Raw genomic sequence first — 19,567 nt, forward strand, 5'->3', positions numbered from 1 at the left:
GCTCGGGCCCCGGGGCCACCCGGCCGCGGGGGCCCCTGTTGGCATTGTGGGAAGGTTGTATGGATCAAGCACCGATGGCATCGGCCGTCCGCTCGGAGCCCACGCTCCGTGACACCGCCGATAAGGCTGAAACGGCCAGCAAGGCCGACACCGCGGGAAGAGCCGATGAGCTCCCCGCCACGCCGAGTGACATCTCCGGTCACCGGTTCGACGATGAAGACTACCCCGCCTACAGCATGGGCCGGGCCGCCGAGATCCTCGGCGTCACCCCGGCGTTCCTGCGTAACCTGGGCGCCGCCAAACTGATCGAGCCGCAGCGCTCCGAGGGCGGCCACCGCCGCTTCTCGCGCTACCAGCTGCGCCTGGCCGCCCGCGCCCGCGAACTGGTCGACCAGGGCACCGCCCTGGAGGCCGCCTGCCGCATCATCATCCTGGAAGACCAGCTCGCCGAAGCCCTACGTCTCAACACCGAACTCCAGCGGGCCCGCGGCCAACGATCCGACCACGCGAGCCGCCGCTCGGCATGAATGCCGGCGACCTCGCCTCCGGCATTGTCACCCCGACACCTCACGGCCGCGCCTTGCCCCCCGCAACCGGCCCGCTCCCCGAGGGGGGACGACGGCAGGGGACGGGGATGGCGTCCCGCCGAGTGGTGGATCAACGATCTTGGCCGTGTCGCCTACCAGGGTAAACAGGGCTGGGCAGGCGAGAAATCCACCACTCTGCGGGACGTGATCTCAGACGGGACGGTGACCGACCTATGTGCCGGGAGGCACTGCCTACACCCCTGCTTTGACCAGGCGCGATCAGTCCTCACCACCTGGTGCGAACTGCCCATCTGATGTCCACAAATCACGTCTCGCCGATGCCGGCGATCACCCCAGCAACTCGTCCGGGCACGTCGGCATCCAGCTGGTCTGGGAGGGTGCGGGGACAACCTCCACCGATGAGACGAGCCGTAGATGCCCGTCCATGGCAGGCCGCCGCAGCGGCTCTATCCGCTGCCAGGCCCTATCGGTCAGCTCACCACGTCTCACCATGCACGATCAGTCAACCGCACCGACCGCGATCACTTACCAGACGCTCTCCGGCCCAGGAAGCCAGCGTCGCCAGCGGGCGATCGAGGCTGGCTGCTTCATTCTGCTAGGACCTCCCCAGGATGACGCCGGACGCTGCGCCTGTGAGCATTTCAGTGTCGCCTCGAGCACGCGGATCAGATTCGCATACCGCCCCGTGCTGCCGGCGCGGTACAGCTCCTCGGCGAACTCCTGTTCTGATACCTGGAACACCAGATCTGAAGCCTAAAAGAGTGTTATCTACATCAAAAGGGACGCAGCCACCTGTCCTAGATGAGCTTTCACCTCAAGAACGCCCCGGGACGACCTATATCGAGATCTGCAATCACCTGCGCCGCCGGAAGGCTTGCCCCTATCCTGCGTTGTCGCGATACCAGAGACAAGGGCGGGCAACATGGGTGAGCAGGCGGCAGATATGACATCTACTACGGACCACGCGGCCACTCTGTCATCCTCCACGAAGATCTCGAATCCTGAACCGACACTCGCGAAGAAGGCATCTCCGTCGCGAACCGCTCCCAAGTGGGAGACAGACGCTCGTGATCGCGTCCGAGCAGCCATCCGACGCTATTCAAAGCCTCTCGCAGACCTCGTCGCCAGGGATGCCAACGAGGGGGACACTCGCCTCCTGGTGACCGACTTCCTCTGTGACGGACTGGGATACGACAAGTACGAGGAACTGACCACCGAATACCAGGTGAAGGGTGAGTTCGCCGACTACGGCGTCCGCGTCGACAAGCAGCTCGTAGCTTTCATCGAGGTCAAGCGCTGTACTCAGAAGCTCGGCGTCAAGCACTTGCGACAGGTACAGATGTACGCGGTGAATGAGGGCGTGGAATGGATGATTCTCACCAACGGCCAAGTGTGGCAGGTTTACCACATGACGGGCGGCCTGCCAGTCATCATCGACCTTGCGCTTGATGTCGATTTGCTCGGCGACACCAGCTTAGCCGCCAAGACGGATTCACTGTTTTACTTGAGCAAAGATGCGTTCAAGCGGCGCCTGATCGATGATCTCTGGAAGGCTCGCGCCGCAACGTCTCCCAGGGCTCTCGCTCAAGTGGTCTTGTCGGAGGTGGTTCTAGAATCCATTCGCAAAGAAGTCCGGCGTCAGACCAGCCACAACGCGGAAACCAAAGACCTGGCACGGATCCTCCGCGAAGAAGTACTGCGCCCTGATGCTCTTCCCTAGATTCAGCGATTGGGGACCATGACACCCCGCTTTTGTGCGGACGTACACGAGATCAGAAGTCATGTACCGCTGCCACGGTCCCAGTGGTGGCAGATGTCACCGTCAGCGCTGCTGTCACCTCGTCGCCCCCTGCGGCAGGTCGGCCTCCAACCGGCGGGGCAGGTGTCGGGAGGGCCGAGGCGGGTGAGCCGGTTGCCGAGGTCACTCCTAGCGCTGGCGGGGGCGATCCTCTTCGTCGGCCGGCCGCGGATCGGGCATGGGGAGCCCTCAGTACGGCCGGGCGAGTGTAGAACGCGTTCTACTTTGTAGGGCCGTTCCGGCAGGCGAGAGCACCTGTCTACTCACAAGTAACTCGGTGTTCTCCCACCACTAGAACATGTTCTAGCGAGGCATGCGGCGCCATAGTGATCGGGGAAGTGCGCGCATCAGCGCGAAGGCCGGGCGGAGCTTGCCCGGCACCCAGACCGTCTCGGCGCCGCCGCGCAGGCCCTCGGCCACGGTGTCGGCGACCGCTCCCGGCGTGGTGGCCATGGGGGCGGGCGGCATTCCCGCCGTCATCCGCCCGGTGACGAACCCCGGGCGTACGACCATCACGCGGACGCCGGAGCCGTGCAGGGCGTCGCCGAGGCCCTGGGCGAAGCCGTCCAGGCCCGCCTTCGCCGCCCCGTACACGAAGTTGGCCCGCCGCACGCGCACGCCGGCCACTGACGACAGGACGACGAGCGTGCCGTGGCCCTGCTCGCGCAGCCGGCGAGCGGCGAACAGTCCCGCCGACACGTGACCGCCTAGGTTGACCGCCACGGAGCGGGCCGCCGACACCGGGTCGGCCTCGTACGCCGCCTGGTCCCCCAGCACGCCGAAGGCCGCGACGACGACGTCGAGGTCCCCGGCGAACTGGGCGGCGGAGGCGATGACCTGCTCGTGCGTCTCCGGCTCGGTCGCGTCGAAGTGCAGCACGTGGACGTCGGCGCCGAGGCCCTTCAGCCGTACGGCCGCGGCCTCCGCCTCGCCGCGCGCGGCCAGCACGACCCGACGGGCCCCATCACGGACGAGCCGCTCCACGATGGCGAGGCCGATCTCGCTGCGCCCGCCGAGCAGCAGCACCGAGTCCACCGATCCCAGGGCGTTCTTCACAGGCCGGTCTCCTCGTCAGGTCCGTACTTCGCTCGGTTCACAGGGCGAGTCTCGTCGCCGGGTCCGTACTTCGCTCGGTTCACAGCGAGAGTCTCCTTGCCAGGTCGGAGCGGAAGACCCCCTCCGGGTCGACGCTCTCGCGTATCTTGCGCCATTCCGGCAGGCGCGGGTACATGAGGGGCAGCAGCTCGGCCCGCATCCGCGCGTCCTTGGCGAGGTAGAGGCGCCCGCCGGCGCCGGCGACCCACTCGTCGAACTCCCGCAGCAGCCCCGCGAGGCCCGCCTGGCCGGCCGGGATGTCCAGCGCGAGCGTCCAACCCGGCATGGGGAAGGACAGCATGCCCGGCGTCCCCGCCCCGAATCGCTTCAGCACGGTCAGGAAGGACACCACTCCCTCCGACGACAGACGCGACACGACGCGCCGGAGCGTCCCCTCGGCACCGAAGGGCACGACGAACTGGTACTGAACGAACCCCCGCGAGCCGTAGACGCGGTTCCACCCGTCCACGAAGTCCAGCGGGTGGAAGAAGGGGGCGATGTCCTGGATGACCTGCCGCTCGCGCGACTTGGCGTACCAGGCCTCGTTGAACGCGCGCACGGTCAGCCGGTTGAGCAGGCCGTTCGGCGCCCACGGCGGGGCGGGCAGCCGTGAGGAGGGGGCGAAGGCCAGGGGGGCGGCATCCGCCGGGATCTCGTCACGGCGTGCGTGGTCTCCCCGTGTCAGCACGCTGCGGCCCATCCGGGACCCCCGGGCGAGCAGGTCGATCCACGCGACGGTGTAGCGGTAGCGGTCGTCGGTGGCCGTCATGACCTCCAGCGTGTGGTCGAGGTCGCGGGTGCGCTCGACGTCCACGCGCATGCGGGAGGTCTCGACGGGGACGCAGGCGAAGCTCACCTCGGTGATCAGCCCGGTCAGGCCCATGCCGCCCACGGTGGCCCAGAACAGCTCGTCTCCTGGTTCCAGCGTGCGGGTCGTCCCGTCGGCCGTGATGAGCGTCATCGACCGGAGGTGCGCGCCGAAGGAGGAGTCCACGTGGTGGTTCTTGCCGTGCACGTCGGCCGCGACGGCTCCGCCCAGGGTGATGTGGCGGGTCCCCGGCGTGACCGGGACGAACCACCCTCGCGGGACGAGCGCGCGCATCAGGTCGTGCAGGCTCACCCCGGCGGTCGCGGTCACCACGCCCGTGGCCGGATCCAGCGACCAGCGCGTTTCCATCCCCGCGACGTCCACCACCACACCACCGGCGTTCTGGGCGGCGTCGCCGTACGCCCGGCCGAGCCCGCGCGCGATGAGCCCGCGCGGCGGCGCCCCGCTGACCAGAGCGGCCAGTTCGGACGGCGTTCGCGGCGTGACGAGCGTGGCGGGCGTGGGAGCGGTGCGCCCCCAGCCGGACAGGAAGGTCATCGCGAACGAGTCCTGAGGGCGAAGGTCATCTCACCGGGATCCGGCGGCGTGTGGGAGGTCATCGCACGTAGATTCCGACGACGAGCAGGATGACGAGCAGGGCGGTGAAGAGCTGAAGCGGCCGGTCGCGCAGCGCGAGCTCCTCCGGCTCCTCCCCGATCCCCCGGTCGACCAGCAGGTTGTGCCGCAGCACGATGAGGACGAACGGGACGATGCTCACACCATAGAGGGTGTCCGCGTGGATCTGCAGCGCCCACAGGCAGTACGTGACGATCATCGCGCCCGAGGCCATGGAGCGTACGTGCGCGAGGTAGGTCGTGGTGTAGGTGACCAGGGTCGCGCGGGTGCCGTTCGTGCCCTGGTTGCGCATTTCGGCCTCCCGCTTGCCCACCACCACCTGGAGCGAGCCGAGCGAGATCACCACCAGGAACCAGCTCGTCACGGGCACGCCCACCGCGACCGCGCCGGCGAAGGCCCTGATCACGTGGCACCCGGCGACGGCGACGAGGTCGACGACCACCTCGTGCTTGAGCCAGTAGGTGTAGGAGAGGGTCAGGACGAGGTAGCCCGCCACGACCGCCGGCAGCCGCCAGCCGCCGGCGAGGAACGCGAAAGCGGGCGCCGCCACGATGAACAGGGCCCCGGCCACCCGCGCCGCCCGCACCGGCACGATGCCGGCCGCGATGGGGCGAAGGCGTTTACGCGGGTGGCGCCGGTCGGCCTCGGCGTCGGCCGCGTCGTTGAGCAGGTACGCCCCGCTGGCGGCCAGGCAGAACGCCACGAACGCCACCAGGGCGTCGAGCAGGCCCGACGGGGTGGTCAGCACCCCGGCGGCGGCCGGGGCGGCGAAGACCAGGACGTTCTTCAGCCACTGGCGGGGCCGGCACGCGCGGGCGAAACCCCGGATCCGCGCGCCCATGCCGACGGCCGCCGGAACGGTGTCCGACGGCCGCACTCCCGTTTGCCCGGCGGTCACGAATCCCCGGCGCTCCCGCGCCGCGACGCCGCCGGACGGCTCCGGACGACGAGGAACGCCCCGGCGACGATCACCAGCAGCCCGGCGACGAGCAGGACGACCGGGACCGTGGTCTTGATCAGGCCGATCTGGTCCCTGGACTCGATCGCCTTCTTCACCAGGTCGTCGGTGGTCTGCGGGGTGTACTTCGCGGTGGCGATCAGCGCCGGCTTGCGCTCGACGCCGTCCTCGGTCTTGAGCACCTCGTGACGCCGCTGCTCCTGCCTGACCGGCACGCCGCTCGTCGGCTCCACCCAGAACGTGACCGTGCCGTCGTACCAGCGCCCGAGCTGCACGTCACCGGCCTCGTCGATGCCCATCACGGAGGCCGGCGCGGTCAGCGTCTGGATCTTGGTGGCGGGCACCTGCTGGACGTACCTGTAGACCCGCAGCCCGTTGACGGTGTCCTCGCCGTCGAACGTGGCGTCGTACGCCGCGCCGGTGCTGGAGTTGAACACCTTGTAGGTCTTCTTCTCCGCGCCGAACGGGAACAGGAAGATTTGCCCGTCCAGCTTCACCGGCTGCTTGTCGATGCTCGCCCCGCAGCAGTTGACCGCCGCACCCGTGTACTTGTTGAAGGCGCTGCGGAACTCCGTCATCGAGATGCCGGGCCTGTTGTTGGTCACGTCGCTGACCGAGGTGAACTGGTCCCAGACGACCTTGTCGTCCGTGGAGTCCGTGACGTCCCCCCGGGTGGTGACGGTGATGTCGAGGGTTCCGGTGAGCACCTTCAGGTCACCGGCACTGAAGTACTGGGCGTTGTCGGCGGTCAGCTTGGTGATGCCGTACTGATCGGCCGGCGCGGCGATGAGCTGACTCGCGACCTGGAACCTCACGAGCGGTGCCAGCGCGATCAGGAACGTGCCTACTCCTAACAGAACAATTCCGACGACGCGGCCCATCGCTCCTCCTGGGGGTGCCCGCCGGACCGGGCTTGCACCCGGGCGGCGGGAATGTTCTTGCTCTCGACAACTGGTGACGGTACGCGCGGGGGTACTCGCGACGATATGTCCTAAAACAAAGTTCTATTTCGGGATATGTTAGTTGGGCGAGTGACCCCACGTCACGAGGGATGCGGAAAAGTGACAGAAACAGGTTCTAGGTTGGGCTCCCGGGACGCGTCGGGCACCGATCCCTCGACGGCCACCGTCGCCGCGACCCGTGAGCCGGAACCCGGGACGCGACCGGAAGCGGGCGAAGCGGGACACAAGCCCGATGGGCCGCCGTCGCCGTCCGGGCATCTCGACGCGCTCGACGGGATGCGGGCCGTCGCCGCCTTCGCGGTCCTGATCTTCCACGTCGCCTTCGAGTCGGCCACCGCCCTGCAGAACAACTTCTTCGCCGCCCTGCTCTCACGCGGCGACGTGGCCGTGCCGATCTTCTTCACGCTCTCCGGACTGCTCCTGTACCGCCCGTACGCCAGAGCCGTCGTGGACGGGACCGGGCATCCCAGCACCGGGACCTACCTGGTCAAGCGGGCGCTGCGCATCCTGCCCGCCTACTGGCTGGTCGTGGTCATCGCCATGCTGCTGTGGTCGCGCGACCACCTCGGCGACGTCAAGACGTGGCTGCAGATGGTGCTCCTCGCGCAGAACTACGAGACCCACCCCTGGTGGTTCGGCCTCGGCCCGAAGGGGCTCGCCCAGATGTGGAGCCTGTGCGTGGAGGTGGCGTTCTACCTGGTGCTTCCGCTGCTGGCCGCGGGGCTCGCCTGGTTCGCGCGCCGGGGCGGCGGGGACGCCGGGCGGCGGGCGAGGCGCCTGCTGCTGGGCCTCGCCGCGCTCGCCGCGGTCTCCTACCTGTGGACGATCCTGAGCTACTACCCCGACTACCGGCCGTACATGAACACCTGGCTCCCGCGCGCGCTGACGTTCTTCGCGCCCGGCATGGCACTGGCCGTGGTGTCGGTGTGGGCGCGCCGCGACCAGGACGGCCCGGCCGGGCGCCTGGTCCGCGCCGTGAACGCCTCGCCGGGCACGCTGTGGGCGGTGGCCGGCCTCGCCTACGCGGTCGCGGCATCCCCGGTGACCGGTCCCCGGTTCTCGGGCGTCGACGGGGTCTGGAGCGGCGTGTTCGAGCTGGCCCTCTACAGCACGATCGCCCTGTGCCTGGTGGCCCCGTGCGCCACGCTGTCGCGCGGCGGCACCCCCGTGGCCCGGCTGCTCGGCAACCCGGTGATGCGTTACTTCGGGCGCATCTCCTACGGGATCTTCCTGTGGCAGTTCATCGCGCTCTACATGTGGTACGATCTCAGCGAGCAGCAGCCGTTCTCTGGGAACTTCGTGAGCAACCTCCTCGTGGTCGGCGCGCTGACGATCGCGCTCGCGGCGCTGACCTACAAGTACGTCGAGGAGCCGGCGCGCGGGCTGGTCCGCTTCCTGCGGCCCTCCGCTCTCAGCGCCCGTTCACCGGAGCCGCCGTCCCAAGCGCGAACCCCTTGAGGCAGACCCCCGCGGAGGGGTCGTCGATCCGCAGGAGCAGGCCCTTGCCCGACGTCAGGATCGGGAAGTGCAGCAGCCGGCCCGAGGTGACCGCCAGGTTGAGCTGCTGGCTCTGGCCGCTGACCTCGATGGAGACCGAGGTCGGCCGCTTGGCCGAGTAGACGAGGCCCGCCACCCCGTCCGGCCCGCCCCAGCTGACCGCTTCGGGGTAGTAGACCGAGCCGTCCAGCGTGGGCAGGCACTTCTTCTTCGGGGGCGGGACCTGGGCGAAGTCGGGGGTGACGCTCACCGGGACCAGCTTGCCGCTGTCGTCGAACACCATGGCGTGGTCGGACGGCTCGGGCACGTGCATCCGGGCACGGAGCGCCGGAGCGGCCAGCGGGGCGAGCAGGTGGTGGCTGAGGCGGCGGCTGCCGTTCCAGGGCAGCACGATGGAGTCGGGCACCGGCCGCGAGAAGATCACCGTGTCGGCCGGGGCCTTGGCCAGGGCCGTGCGCACGTTGCCGAGGTAGGTCCGTACCTGGTCTCCGGAGAGGGTCTGCCGGAAGTTCTCGATGGAGACCACCGACATGGTCAGGTACGCCCCGGCGGCCAGCCCGGTCACCAGAGGGACGACGGTGCCGGCCGGGACGGGCCTGCGGTAGGGGGCGGGCTCGTCACGCAGCGGCAGCAGGGCGACGCCGAGGCAGACGGCGAACACCACGACGGCGTCGGCGACGTAGCGGGTCTCGGCCCCGACCAGCCCGAGCGCGGTGCCCCGGGCGATCACCGTGGGCACGGCGTCGACGGCGACGAGGTACACCGCGACGATGAGCCACGCGCGCGCCGCCCGGCGACGGTAGAGCAGGGTGGCGCCCACCAGGACGGCGAGCGCGGCCCAGGCTGCGGCGACGAGGAGCGTGGAGGGGTCGGCCATGCCGCCCGTGGACGGCACGGGACCCCACGACAGCGGGCCGCCGACCACGCCGGTGGGCAGGGTGCGGCCGAGCAGCGTCCCGAGCAGGTCGGCGGCGACGCCCGGCTTGGGGATCGCCGCGCCCTCCCCCGGCGCGGTGTACTGACGCGACAGGTAGAGGGCCGTGTAGCCGCCCATGAGCAGGACGTGCACCCCCCAGAGCCGCCAGTGCTCGCGGAGCTCCCGCGCCGCGGAGGTGAGCCACCCGGCCCTGTCCACCCGCAGGTACGCGGTGGTCAGGGCGAACAGCAGCAGCGACACGAAGACGCCCTTGGTGCTGAACGCCATGCCGAAGACCACCCAGAGCAGGGCCTTCCACGCGTGCCTCGTGCCCTCGCCGCGCGCGTGGCGGAGTTGCGCCGACAGCGCGAGCACGATCGCGAGCTGCAGCGGGACGGCGTTGAGCGCCGCCGACCACCAGCTGAAGGCCGGGATGGTGAGCGGGCAGAACAGGTACACCGCGAGCGGCAGCAGGATGCCCATGCGGGGGCCGAACAGCGACCACAGCAGGCGGAACATCAGCACCGCGACCAGCGCCTGGAGGACGAAGGTCACCGAGGCGACCAGCAGCCAGTCGTAGGCGGCGAGCCGGGACTCCACCCACGTCAGCCCGAGCGCGCCGGGCATCAGATGGCCCTTGTGGACGCGGAACAGGAAGTCGAACGTCAGGTCGTGCTCGTAGGCGTCGCCGACGAACAGCAGGTCGTCCTCGATGAAGTACGCGCTGCGCAGGATGGGCACGCGCAGCCCCATCGACGCGACCACCAGCAGCGTGCCGAGCAGCAGCACGGGGTTCGCGAGGCGCGCCATCCACGGCGGGTAGGCGATGCGTACGGCCGGCCGCTCCGGCTGCTCGACCTCCGCGGTCTGCGGCAACGGTCCCCTCCGATCACGCGCCGGTTGCTACCCCCGAGTAACGAACACCCTACGAGCCCCGTAAACCAGGCGCAACGCGGTGTTATGCTCCCGGGCACCCGAACAGTCCTGTGAATGGAAGCAGACGTGGAGACCTCGAACGCGCCCTTCCGCGCCACGCTGGGCCGGTCGGTCCGGCTGCTGTCGGCCTTCCGCAAGGAGCAGACGGACCCGGACCTCTTCTACGGCATGCTCGCCCGGGACACCGCGGCCCAGCTCGCGACCTACACCGCCCTGCCGGGCGCGCTCGTGGCCGACGTGGGCGGCGGGCCTGGGTACTTCACCGAGGTACTGCGGGCCCACGGCGCGAGGACGCTGTGCGTCGACTGCGACGCCGGGGAGATGATGGCCAGGGATGGCGCCGTCCCCGAGGGCGCGGTGCTCGGGAGCGCGCTGGACATCCCGCTGCGCGACGCCTCGGTGGACGTCTGCTTCTCCTCCAACGTGCTGGAGCACGTCCCCGACCCCTGGCGCATGGCCGGCGAGATGGTACGGGTCACCCGGCCGGGCGGGGTCGTCTACCTGTCGTTCACCAACTGGCTCTCGCCCTGGGGCGGCCACGAGACCTCCCCCTGGCACTACCTCGGCGGCCACCGCGCCGCGCGCCGCTACACCGGCCGCCAGGGCCACCGCCCCAAGAACCTGTACGGCGAGAGCCTGTACCCGGTGTCGGTGGCCGGCGCCCTGCGCTGGGCCCGGTCGCGTACGGACGCGGAGGTGCTGGACGCGCGACCTCGGTACCACCCCGAGTGGGCCACCGGCGTGGTGCGGCTACCCGGCGTCCGCGAGATCGTGACCTGGAACCTGCTGCTCGTCCTGCGCCGCCGCTGACCCGTCCGGCTTCCGGCGGCGGAGGCGCACGGCGAGCGCGACCGGGATCACCGCGAGCGCGAGCGCGAGGCAGACGACCGGGAACACGTCGCGGATCATGATCGCCCATCGCCGGTACCCCGCGGCCTCGCCCACCTGGGCGTCCACGTCCCCCGGCTCGGTGGCGAGGTCGGCCTGGAAGCTCACCAGGCGGTCCACCTGGTCGGGGGTGCGCAGGGTGTCCACCCGTTGCTCCCGCACGCGGACCGGCAGGCCGCTCTCGGGCTCGACCCACATCGTCCTGGTGATCCGCACGTACCTCGCCACGCTGACGAGCTTCCACGCGGGCAGCCCGAGCACCTTGCCCGGCACCTGGTCGGGCAGGTCCTCCACCTTGGCCGGGCCGACGGTGTAGGAGTAGCGGTAGGTGGGCAGGCCCTCGACGTCCTCCTCGCCCTCGTACCGCAGCGTGACCTGGCGCTTGAGCACCGTGTCGAAGATCGGGTACCCGCGTGGCTCGGCCCCGTACGGCAACCGGAACGCCAGCCCCGTCTGCCGCACGGCCGTGTCGGTGTCGATGTACGCTTCGCAGCAGTCGACCGACAGCCCGGTGTGCCGGTCGAAGGCCGTGCGGCGCTCGTGGTAGTCGATCCGCTGGCCGTATCGCGTCTCCAGGGACGAGAACTCCACCCACACCGCGGTGTGCGCGTCCCCCGCCACCGGATCGCCGTAGAGCGACACCGTGTCGGTCACCGGCACGCCCGTACGGACCTGGAAGGTCGCGGTGTCGAGGTAGGTGGCCGCCGGGGCGGTGAGGTGGGTGATCCGGCGCTGTTCGAGGGGCAGCATCAGGCTGTTGCCGTAGACGTAGTAGCGCAGCAGCACCGCCATCGTCACCAGGAACGCCAACACGACGTACGGGATGGTCCTGAGCGCTTGCTCGCGGGTCACCCGCCCACCTCCGTCAGCGTGCCTTCGCGGTGCCTCGGTGCGGGCGCCGGGGGCGGGGAGGGCTCAAGGGACGGTACGGCGGCCAGCAGCCGGGCGACCACCACGAGGCAGCAGAGCTGGGGCACCAGGCCGGTCAGGAGCGTGACCTGGTACGCGGCGCCCACCGCGGCGCTCAGCCCGGCCAGGACCAGCGCCCACGCGGGCACCCAGGGCGACAGCACGATCCGGGCGGCGCGCCGCGCCCGGCCGCCGCCGGCGTGCTGGGCGGCGAGCACGCGGGGAAGCCACAGTCCCACGAGCGCCAGCGCCGACAGCACCGCCGCGCCCGCGTACCCGCCGATCCACAGGCCGGCCAGCGGCGCGGCGGGCCAGACCCAGCGGGCCCCGACCCGGCCCGCGCCCGTCCTGGGCGGGCGGCGCCCCGGCCTCGCGCGTGTCAGCGCCAGCGCGGCGGCGACCAGCACCAGGCCGAACCCGGCGAGCAGCGCCACCCGGTACGGCGCGTCCGGCTCGTACCGGAGCACCACCGTCCCGGCGCCCGGAGGCAGGATCCACGCCTGCCGCCAGCCGTCGAGCCGTACGGGCGTGAGCGGCGCGCCCTTCAGGTAGGCGTGCCAGCCGGGGTTGTAGTTCTCGCCGACGGTCAGGTAGGAGCGCTCGCTCGTGGAGACGGCCAGCCGCCGCTCCTCGGGCCCCCAGCTCTCGACGCGGGCGGGCCGGATCCTGGTGGTGCCGTCGTCGGCGGCCGCCTCCCCGCGCAGGACCGCCGACCTGACCCTGAACGCGTCGCTGAACGGGGCGCCGACCCAGGTCATCCCCGGGATGAGCCGCACCGGCGTGCACCCGGCGTAGGTGAGGGGACGGCCGTTCAGCACGTCGTTGAGCGTCCCGCCGACGATGCGGGTCGGCACGGTGTTGCCGTCGACCTCAAGGGTGGGGCCGTAGCCGCAGGGCAGCCGGAGCGGGAACCCGCCGAGCTGGCCGAGGGGCTTGACTCCGGGGATGGAGACCTCGGTGACCTCGATGGACCGCGAGGCGGGCGCGGTGAACTCGATGCTGAGCCGCCGGGTGGTGAGCGCCGGGAACGCCACCCGCCCGTCGCCGCCGATCCACGCCTGGACGCTGCGCGCCCCCGTGCGGATGGTGATCTTCACCGGCGGCTTGCCGAGGAAGGAGTCGGGGAACAGCACCTTGATCTGGGAGAACCTATGGACCCTGCCGAGGTCGATCGACAGCGTGGGGTGCCGGTCGAACGGCTGGGCGTACCAGAGCGTCTTCTCGTCGCCGTCCATGGCCGAGCGCCCGAGCGCGGCCGGGTAGTCGGTGATCGTCGAGGACGCGGTCACGTGCGGGTAGGCGTTCGGCAGCGTGGTGAGCAGGTCGGCCGACCTCGGGTCGGTGAGCACGGCCGTACCGCTCAGCGTGCGCGTCTGGTTGGAGTCCACCGCGAACAGCCGCTGGAAGCCGTAGCCGTCCTCGCCCAGGATCTCCAGCCGGTTCGAGCAGGTCCAGGCGGACGAGCCGCGCATGCAGGCCGGGGCCTTGTCCTGCGAGGTCAGCATCACGGTCCCCGCGTCGCCGCCCCCCGGCAGCCCCGGAGCGGCGATGGCCCGCGCCGGCCGCACCCCGGGGATGGCGACCTCGGTGATGCCCACCCGGCTGCCGAAGGAGCTCTTCGGCTGGTAGGCCAGCTTGGTGACCCGGATGCGCAGCCAGGTCGTCGGTCCCGGCGGAGGCGCGAACAGCTGCGGATCGGTGGTCTCCCGTACGGGCACGCGCCGCGCGCCCGCCGCGGTCGAGAGCTCGACCTCGGCGACGGGCGGTCCGATCGCGCCCTGGTCGAACGCGATCGTGATCTCCTTCATCGGCACCGGCTCGACGAACCGCGCCTCCAGCCACTCGCCGAGCGCGCCGTTCCACCCGTCCGACCGCCATCCGGTGCGCGCGTCCCCGTCGAAGGCGGCGAACGGCAGGCGGCCCGGATCTCGTTCCCCCGCCGCGGCGGTGATGTCGGCGTCCGAGGACGACGCCCGGATGTCGTCGATCCCGAGGAAGCGCGCGGACGAGGTGGCGGAGGCCCAGGCGGGGTCCAGCAGGTCGGTGGTGGCGTCGAGCTTCCCGCCCTCGGTCAGCGTCGGCCCGGAGCTCCGCCTGACGTCGCCGAAGACCATCTGCCGCCTGCGCAGGGTGTCGGTGACCACGGTCTTCCTGGCGGGCACCGACGCGGCCCCGGGCTCGTCTCCCACAAGGACCGGGGCGTCGTCCTTCAGCACCCCCTGCTCCGCCATGTCGAGCACGCCCTCGGGAGCGCCCGCCATCCGCAGCGTGGAGCCGGCGGGCACGGTGCCCGCGACCGGCGCGGGATCGGGCACCGCGTAGACCTCAAGGGCCGGGTAGGCCTGGTCGAACCAGTTCGAGGCGGTGGGGCTGGAGATCTGGCCGACCAGGGGGCCGAACTGGGCGACCCGTACCAGCCCCGCGGAGTCCTCGATGGTCTGGTGGACGCGGGCCGGCCACGCCGAGCCGATGGTGTCGCGGGCCAGGTCGTTGCGGACGAGCAGGTACTTCACCCCGATGCGGCGCAGGGTCAGCGTGAGGCCTTCGGAGCCCTCGCCGTTGGAGAAGCGCTCGTCGACGGCCTGGAGGAGGCGTGCCAGCCCGGCCGAGCCCCACGGCACGTTCGAGTGCGTGGCCCAGCGCACGGTCAGCAGCGACTGCATCGGCTCGTCGAGCGGGCGGCCCCACAGGTACTCGCCGCGCTTGGAGCCGGGGACCGCGAGCACCATGCCCTGGCCGGTGTTGCCGTTCAGCCAGGTGGCGGCGTCCCGCCAGTAGGAGGGCAGGTCGGTGAAGGCCCCGGCGGGAGTGATCCCCGAGGTGGCGACGGGCAGCACGGCGAGCCCGGCCAGCCCCGCGCTGACGGCCGCCAGCCGCGTAGCCTCCGGGCGCCACGCCGGCAGGGCGGCGAGGCCGAGGGCGAGCGGCAGCCGCAGCAGCGCGTCGAACTTGTGCAGGTTGCGGAACGGGGCGAGCGGGCCGTCGAGCAGGGCTCTGAACTGCGCGGCCCACGGGAACGTGAGCGCGTCGGCGTGCCCGGCGGTGACGATCACCACCCCGGCGAGCACGCACAGCACCAGGAACGTGCGCTCGGGCGTGGACCTGCGGACCAGCCCCGCGATTCCCAGGGCGGCGACGGCGGCGGTGACGACGACCAGCCACGGCTGGGTCGCCTGGTCGTAGGCGGCGGGCAGCCACGGCTTGCCGTCCACGGGCAGGAAGGAGATCCAGCTCGACGTGCCGCGCAGGGTGTTCAGCAGGGATGTCACGCCCGTGGTCGCGGCGGCGGTCTCGATGAAGGGCAGGAAGGAGAAGATGTAGCGGCCGAGCAGCACCAGCGGGACGAGCCACCACATCGACACGGCCGCGACGCACGCGAGCCACCAGGCCAGCAGCCGCCGCTTGCGCGGGCCGCTCCGGCGGGTGAGCAGGTACAGGAACGGCACGACGAGCACGGCCAGCTCGGCGGCGGCGTTGATGCCCCCGGCGAACAGGAACGCGACGGCCGAGAGCGCGGCGGCGCGGCGAGGGCTGATGCTCTGGCCGGTGCCGCGCACGAGCGGCAGCAGGATCCACGGCAGCACCGCGCTGGGCTGGAACTCCGAGGAGTTGACACCGATGAGTGCCAGCGCGTGCGGCGCGAGCGCGTAGGCGAGCCCGGCCAGGATCCTGGTGTTGGGCGTGCCGATACGCAGCGCACGCGCGACCCGCTCGGTCCCGAGGAACGCCGCGCACAGCACCAGCGTCATCCACAGCCGCTGGATGTTCCACGGAGGCATGTCGAGCCAGCGGAACAGTGCGTAGAAGGGCCCCATCGGGAACAGGTAGCCGTACGCCTGGTTCTGCAGGTGACCGAAGAAGGCGTCGTCCCACAGGTGGGCGGCACGTTCCAGGAAGCCGATCGGGTTGACCGCCATGTCGAGCTTGGTCTCGGCGATGACCTCGCCGGGCGAGGTGTTGAAGGCGATCGCCCCGAGGAGCAGGCAACTCGCCAGCAGGCGCAGCCGTCCGCGCAGCCGGGTTCCCGGGGCATCGGGCCCGGCACGGCCGACCGTCAGACGGCGGAACCAGGCATCAGCGGTCAAAACGCACCCTTGGCGGGGGTTCAGGGAATATGGCTCTCACCTGTGGCAAGACGGAGACCTAGGGACCGGGGGTGTCCCTTTCGCTCAAGTTCGGCCGTGATGAGTCCGGTCATCCTAGCGCCCGTCCTTCCCCACGAGAACTCCGCCGCCCAGCCGCGGCACGCCTGCTGGATCTCCGCGCGCCTCGCCGGGTCCTCCAGCTCTTTCAGCGCCCGGTCGACCACGTCGGCCAGCGACTCGCCGTCCTGGACGAGCCAGCCGGTGACGCCGTGCCGCACGGAGTCGCGCAGGCCCGCCACGTCGTAGGCGACGGTGGGCACGCCGAGAGCGGCGGCCTCGATGACCGTGAGCCCCCACCCCTCGAACTCCGACGCCGTGACGTTGAGCCGCGCTGCGCCGAGCACCGCGTTCTTCTCCGGCTCGGACAGGAAACCGTGCAGGCTGACCCTGCCGGTCACCCCGAGCGCGGCGGCCCCGCGGCCGAGCGGGCCGTACTCGGGGCCACGGCCGATCACGTGGACGTGCAGGCCGGGCCAGGTCTCCCCCAGCTCGGCCACCAGCTCCACGACGCGTTCGACCCGCTTGTGGCCGACCAGCCGTCCGAGGTAGGCGATGACCGGGTCTCCGGTGACCTCCTCGCCGCCGACGCCGGTGGCCACCGGGCGCGCGGCGGGGCTGCCGTTGGGGATGACCTCGATGGGCGCGAGCCAGCCGAGCCGCTCGCGCAGCTCCGTACAAGAGGACTCCGACACGGTAACGGTGGTGCAGCGGCGGTAGAGCAGCCGCGCGACCGGCCCCTCGACGAAGCATCCGACGCGTGCGAGCCAGCGGGGGAAGAACGCGTAGAACTGCCGGTCGTGCACGTGGTGGACCAGGGAGACGACGGTCGTACGCCTGCCGGCCACCACCGGCGCGAAGAACGGGATGCCGTTCATGCAGTCGACGACCACGTCGAAGCGGCGGCGGCGCAGCAGGATCCACAGCGGGACCAGCAGGTAGACCAGGTAGCGGTTGCCCATGCGCCGCAGCTCGATGCCGTCACGGCGCTCACCGCCGGGCTGTCCCGGCTCACGGCTCGTCAGGAAGTGCACCGATGCGCCCTGGCCGACCAGGTACCGGCCGACCTGCCAGGCGTACTCCTCGGCCCCGCCGGCGACCGACTGCAGCGGCTCCCGGAAGTTCAGCACCGCGACCCTGACGTCCTGGAGAGGCCGGTCCGGATCGTGCGCCGTCTCCACCGTGAGGCGGGGCGGGCCGATGGGCCCGGTCGGAGGTACGGGCACGTCGTCGGGATCGTGGGGCGCCCGGCCCGCCTGCTGTGCGACCACGACCACTCCTTCTGTGTCTCGAGCCCCCCCTGGCTGCTACGCGCGTGCTCGGGCCTGGTTTCGAGCACCGGCGCGGGTTTTCCGGGATGTTTTCCGGCATGGCGAAGCCACGCCTCGTGCTCGTTTGAAGTGGAACCGGACGGGCTCACCGATCGTGGTGTGAGACCCGCCCGTGGAAGATCATCTGTTGCCGTAGTTGTACAACGGCTTGTTGGGTGGCTGAGGGCTGGCGGCGACAACGTTGAGGACGCCTACGGAGGCGCCGATCGCCAGAACCACCCCAACGACGAGAGCGGCGAGCACTCGCACCATTGGGCTTCTCCCTCCAAAGGGCGGACGCTGTGGGCCTACCGAGAGTAGAACGTGATACAGGTCCTAAGCCAGCAGCTTGGTCAAAACGTAATAAATGGACTTACCGTCCAGTATGCACTCTCGATCGGCCGTTCACTAGGTCACAGTCGGAGCAGGAGCACCTGACGGCCCACGTAGGCGGGGGTGGCACCGGGCAGCCGTGAACGGAACGCGTTCTCGTTCTGTCCCACGATGAGCACGTACCGTATACCGGCCGCCCTGAGCACGGAGGTCAGCGGGCCGCCGCGCGCAGCGATCGCCGCCCCGACGCGCCTGGCCAGCCGGTCCTCCCCGGCGACACGGAGCGACCGCCCGCGGGCGAGACCGACGACGAGCGCGTCGTCCCAGACGACCCGACGGGCGAACGACTTGGTGGCCGGGTCGAGGATCACCCGGCCGCCGTTCCAGGCGAAGGCCCTGTGGGCGCCCCACGGCAGCGAGATCAGCGCCCCGGGCCGGGGGTCGCCGTTGACGATGGCCTGCACGCGCCGCCAGTCGTCCGGGTACTCCACCGCCGCCAGCCGCCCCGAAGCCCCCCAGGCGAAGGCGGGCAGGACGAGCACCGGCAGCAGCACGCCGACGACGGCCGGTACCAGCACCGCCGTCCTGTGCCCACGCGCGTCCGGACGGGAGAGCCGGCCCACCGCCACCCCGAACCCGACGGCCTGCACCAGCACCAGCGGGGCGACGTAGAGCTGCCCGTCACGCAGCGGCCCGAACCCCGGCCACAGCCCGATCATCCCCTTCAGGACCCCCGGTGCGTACGCTCCGGCGAGCGCGATCACCAGCCCGGCGGACGCCGCGATCAGCAGCCCCCTCCAGTAGGGCACCTCGGTGCGGGGAAGCCGGACGAAGGTGGCAACGGCCACCACCGCGACGAGCAGGCGCGCGGTGGCGAGCACCCAGGCGGCCTGGCCGGGGACGTCCGCCTGGGCGTTCCAGATGCCGCCGAGGCTGAGCAGGCTGCCCAGCGTGCCGAACGGCCCGTCCGCCCTGGCCGCGAAGGCGTCCACCCCCGCGGGGTCGGTCACGGCCTGGCTGAGCAGCGCGGGAACCGCCCACGGCAGGCTGAACACCGCCAGTACCGCCAGAGCCTCCAGCGTCCCGCGAAAGCGACCGGCCCCCTGAGGAGCCGCCCCTTCCAGGGACCGGGGAGTCCGAGCCACCGCTTCCGGGGATCCGCGAGTCCGGGCCACCCCTTCCAGGGACCCGGGAGTACGGGAGGAGGGGCGAGTGGCGGCCACGGGGAGTACGGCGAGCGCCGACACGAGCATGGCCTGGAAGCCGCCGACCGCGGCCGGGACCAGCGCCAGGGCGAGCCGCCACGGCCCGCCCCTGGCCGCGGCCCTGACCGCCCACGGCAGGCCGGCGAACCCGAGCAGCAGCGCCCACTGGCCCAGCAGCAACCGCTGCGCGAGGTAGGCGTTCCACGCGTAGAACATCGCCGCCGCCAGCCGGGGCACCAGCCGGTCCCCCGGCACCAGAGCCGCCGCCCCCGACGCGGCGAGCACGAAGATCCCGAGCAGGATCAGCTTCTGCACGGCCAGGGCGGGCACCAGGTGCGAGAGCAGCGCGACCACGAGGTCGCTCGGCACCGCGCGGGGGAAGCCCCCCGACGGCCACGCCACCGGAGGGTCGGGCACGAAGACCATGTCGTACCGCAGCACGAACCCACGCCCGAGCGCGGGCCCGAGGGCCAGCACCCCCACGACCAGCCCCACAAGCGCAGGCACCAGCCGCACCAACCGGTGATCGCGCATGGCCTCGCAATTTCCCAGCTAGGCAGGCACCATGACCCCCAGAATCTACCGGACCACCCGAGGCCAGGCGTTTCCTGAACGGCCGCGGAAGG

At 71.1% G+C, this 19,567-nt stretch carries 13 protein-coding genes; 4 read left to right on the plus strand and 9 right to left on the minus strand.

The window, feature by feature from the left end:
• Positions 1-236 precede the first annotated feature (236 nt).
• Both AB0O34_RS04165 and AB0O34_RS04170 read left to right on the plus strand, forming a co-directional pair.
• Complete coding sequence (locus AB0O34_RS04165; protein WP_363912580.1) at positions 237-527, plus strand: MerR family transcriptional regulator; 291 nt, start codon at positions 237-239, stop codon at positions 525-527.
• Positions 528-1,491: 964 nt separating this feature from the next.
• Complete coding sequence (locus tag AB0O34_RS04170) at positions 1,492-2,268, plus strand: type I restriction enzyme HsdR N-terminal domain-containing protein (protein WP_363912582.1); 777 nt, start codon at positions 1,492-1,494, stop codon at positions 2,266-2,268.
• A 381-nt stretch (positions 2,269-2,649) separates the two neighbouring features.
• Here the strand turns inward: AB0O34_RS04170 and AB0O34_RS04175 are convergent, their stop codons facing one another.
• The 4 genes from AB0O34_RS04175 to AB0O34_RS04190 all read right to left on the minus strand — a co-directional run bounded on the left by AB0O34_RS04175 (position 2,650) and on the right by AB0O34_RS04190 (position 6,724).
• Positions 2,650-3,402 carry an SDR family NAD(P)-dependent oxidoreductase gene (locus tag AB0O34_RS04175; protein WP_363912402.1) on the minus strand — a complete coding sequence of 251 codons (753 nt, stop codon included), beginning with the start codon at positions 3,400-3,402 and terminating at the stop codon, positions 2,650-2,652.
• Between the two features lie 79 nt (positions 3,403-3,481).
• Positions 3,482-4,807: an FAD-binding oxidoreductase gene (locus AB0O34_RS04180; RefSeq protein ID WP_363912404.1), complete on the minus strand. Its 1,326-nt coding sequence runs from the start codon at positions 4,805-4,807 to the stop codon at positions 3,482-3,484.
• A 58-nt stretch (positions 4,808-4,865) separates the two neighbouring features.
• Entirely contained in the window at positions 4,866-5,726 is an 861-nt protein-coding gene (locus AB0O34_RS04185) for a decaprenyl-phosphate phosphoribosyltransferase (protein ID WP_363912584.1), read from the minus strand.
• Positions 5,727-5,779: 53 nt separating this feature from the next.
• A complete protein-coding gene (locus tag AB0O34_RS04190; protein WP_363912406.1) occupies positions 5,780-6,724 on the minus strand; it encodes a DUF3068 domain-containing protein in 945 nt (314 codons plus the stop codon).
• Between the two features lie 201 nt (positions 6,725-6,925).
• On the opposite strand from AB0O34_RS04190, the gene AB0O34_RS04195 reads away from it, so the two are divergent.
• A complete protein-coding gene (locus AB0O34_RS04195) occupies positions 6,926-8,263 on the plus strand; it encodes an acyltransferase (RefSeq protein ID WP_363912408.1) in 1,338 nt (445 codons plus the stop codon).
• Here the strand turns inward: AB0O34_RS04195 and AB0O34_RS04200 are convergent.
• Entirely contained in the window at positions 8,217-10,094 is a 1,878-nt protein-coding gene (locus AB0O34_RS04200; RefSeq protein ID WP_363912410.1) for a hypothetical protein, read from the minus strand. The two genes, AB0O34_RS04195 and AB0O34_RS04200, sit on opposite strands and share 47 nt — an antisense overlap.
• Positions 10,095-10,220: 126 nt before the next feature.
• Between AB0O34_RS04200 and AB0O34_RS04205 the strand changes: the two genes are divergently transcribed.
• Entirely contained in the window at positions 10,221-10,964 is a 744-nt protein-coding gene (locus AB0O34_RS04205; RefSeq protein WP_363912412.1) for a class I SAM-dependent methyltransferase, read from the plus strand.
• On the opposite strand, the gene AB0O34_RS04210 is transcribed toward AB0O34_RS04205, so the two are convergent.
• The 4 genes from AB0O34_RS04210 to AB0O34_RS04225 all read right to left on the minus strand — a co-directional run bounded on the left by AB0O34_RS04210 (position 10,905) and on the right by AB0O34_RS04225 (position 19,448).
• On the minus strand, positions 10,905-11,894 hold the full coding sequence (locus tag AB0O34_RS04210; protein ID WP_363912414.1) for a DUF3068 domain-containing protein: 990 nt from the start codon (positions 11,892-11,894) through the stop codon (positions 10,905-10,907). The two genes, AB0O34_RS04205 and AB0O34_RS04210, sit on opposite strands and share 60 nt — an antisense overlap.
• Positions 11,891-16,036 (minus strand): alpha-(1->3)-arabinofuranosyltransferase, encoded by a 4,146-nt coding sequence (locus AB0O34_RS04215; protein ID WP_363912416.1) that lies wholly within the window; start codon positions 16,034-16,036, stop codon positions 11,891-11,893. Before AB0O34_RS04215 ends, AB0O34_RS04210 begins: the two co-directional genes overlap by 4 nt.
• 20 nt (positions 16,037-16,056) lie before the next feature.
• Entirely contained in the window at positions 16,057-17,364 is a 1,308-nt protein-coding gene (locus AB0O34_RS04220) for a glycosyltransferase family 4 protein (protein WP_363912418.1), read from the minus strand.
• Between the two features lie 452 nt (positions 17,365-17,816).
• Positions 17,817-19,448, minus strand: coding sequence for a hypothetical protein (locus AB0O34_RS04225; RefSeq protein WP_363912420.1), 1,632 nt, complete (start codon positions 19,446-19,448; stop codon positions 17,817-17,819).
• Between the last annotated feature and the right edge of the window lie 119 nt (positions 19,449-19,567).

The sequence above is a fragment of the Sphaerisporangium sp. NPDC088356 genome, from assembly GCF_040685555.1.
Classification (GTDB): Bacteria; Actinomycetota; Actinomycetes; order Streptosporangiales; family Streptosporangiaceae; genus Sphaerisporangium.

Bases quoted from the DNA above. Each gene is read 5' to 3' on its own strand.
- AB0O34_RS04165 (WP_363912580.1), top strand. From the start codon at position 237: ATGGGCCGGGCCGCCGAGATCCTCGGCGTCACCCCGGCGTTCCTGCGT.
- AB0O34_RS04170 (WP_363912582.1), top strand. From the start codon at position 1,492: ATGACATCTACTACGGACCACGCGGCCACTCTGTCATCCTCCACGAAG.
- AB0O34_RS04180 (WP_363912404.1), bottom strand. From the start codon at position 4,807: ATGACCTTCCTGTCCGGCTGGGGGCGCACCGCTCCCACGCCCGCCACG.
- AB0O34_RS04185 (WP_363912584.1), bottom strand. From the start codon at position 5,726: ATGGGCGCGCGGATCCGGGGTTTCGCCCGCGCGTGCCGGCCCCGCCAG.
- AB0O34_RS04190 (WP_363912406.1), bottom strand. From the start codon at position 6,724: ATGGGCCGCGTCGTCGGAATTGTTCTGTTAGGAGTAGGCACGTTCCTG.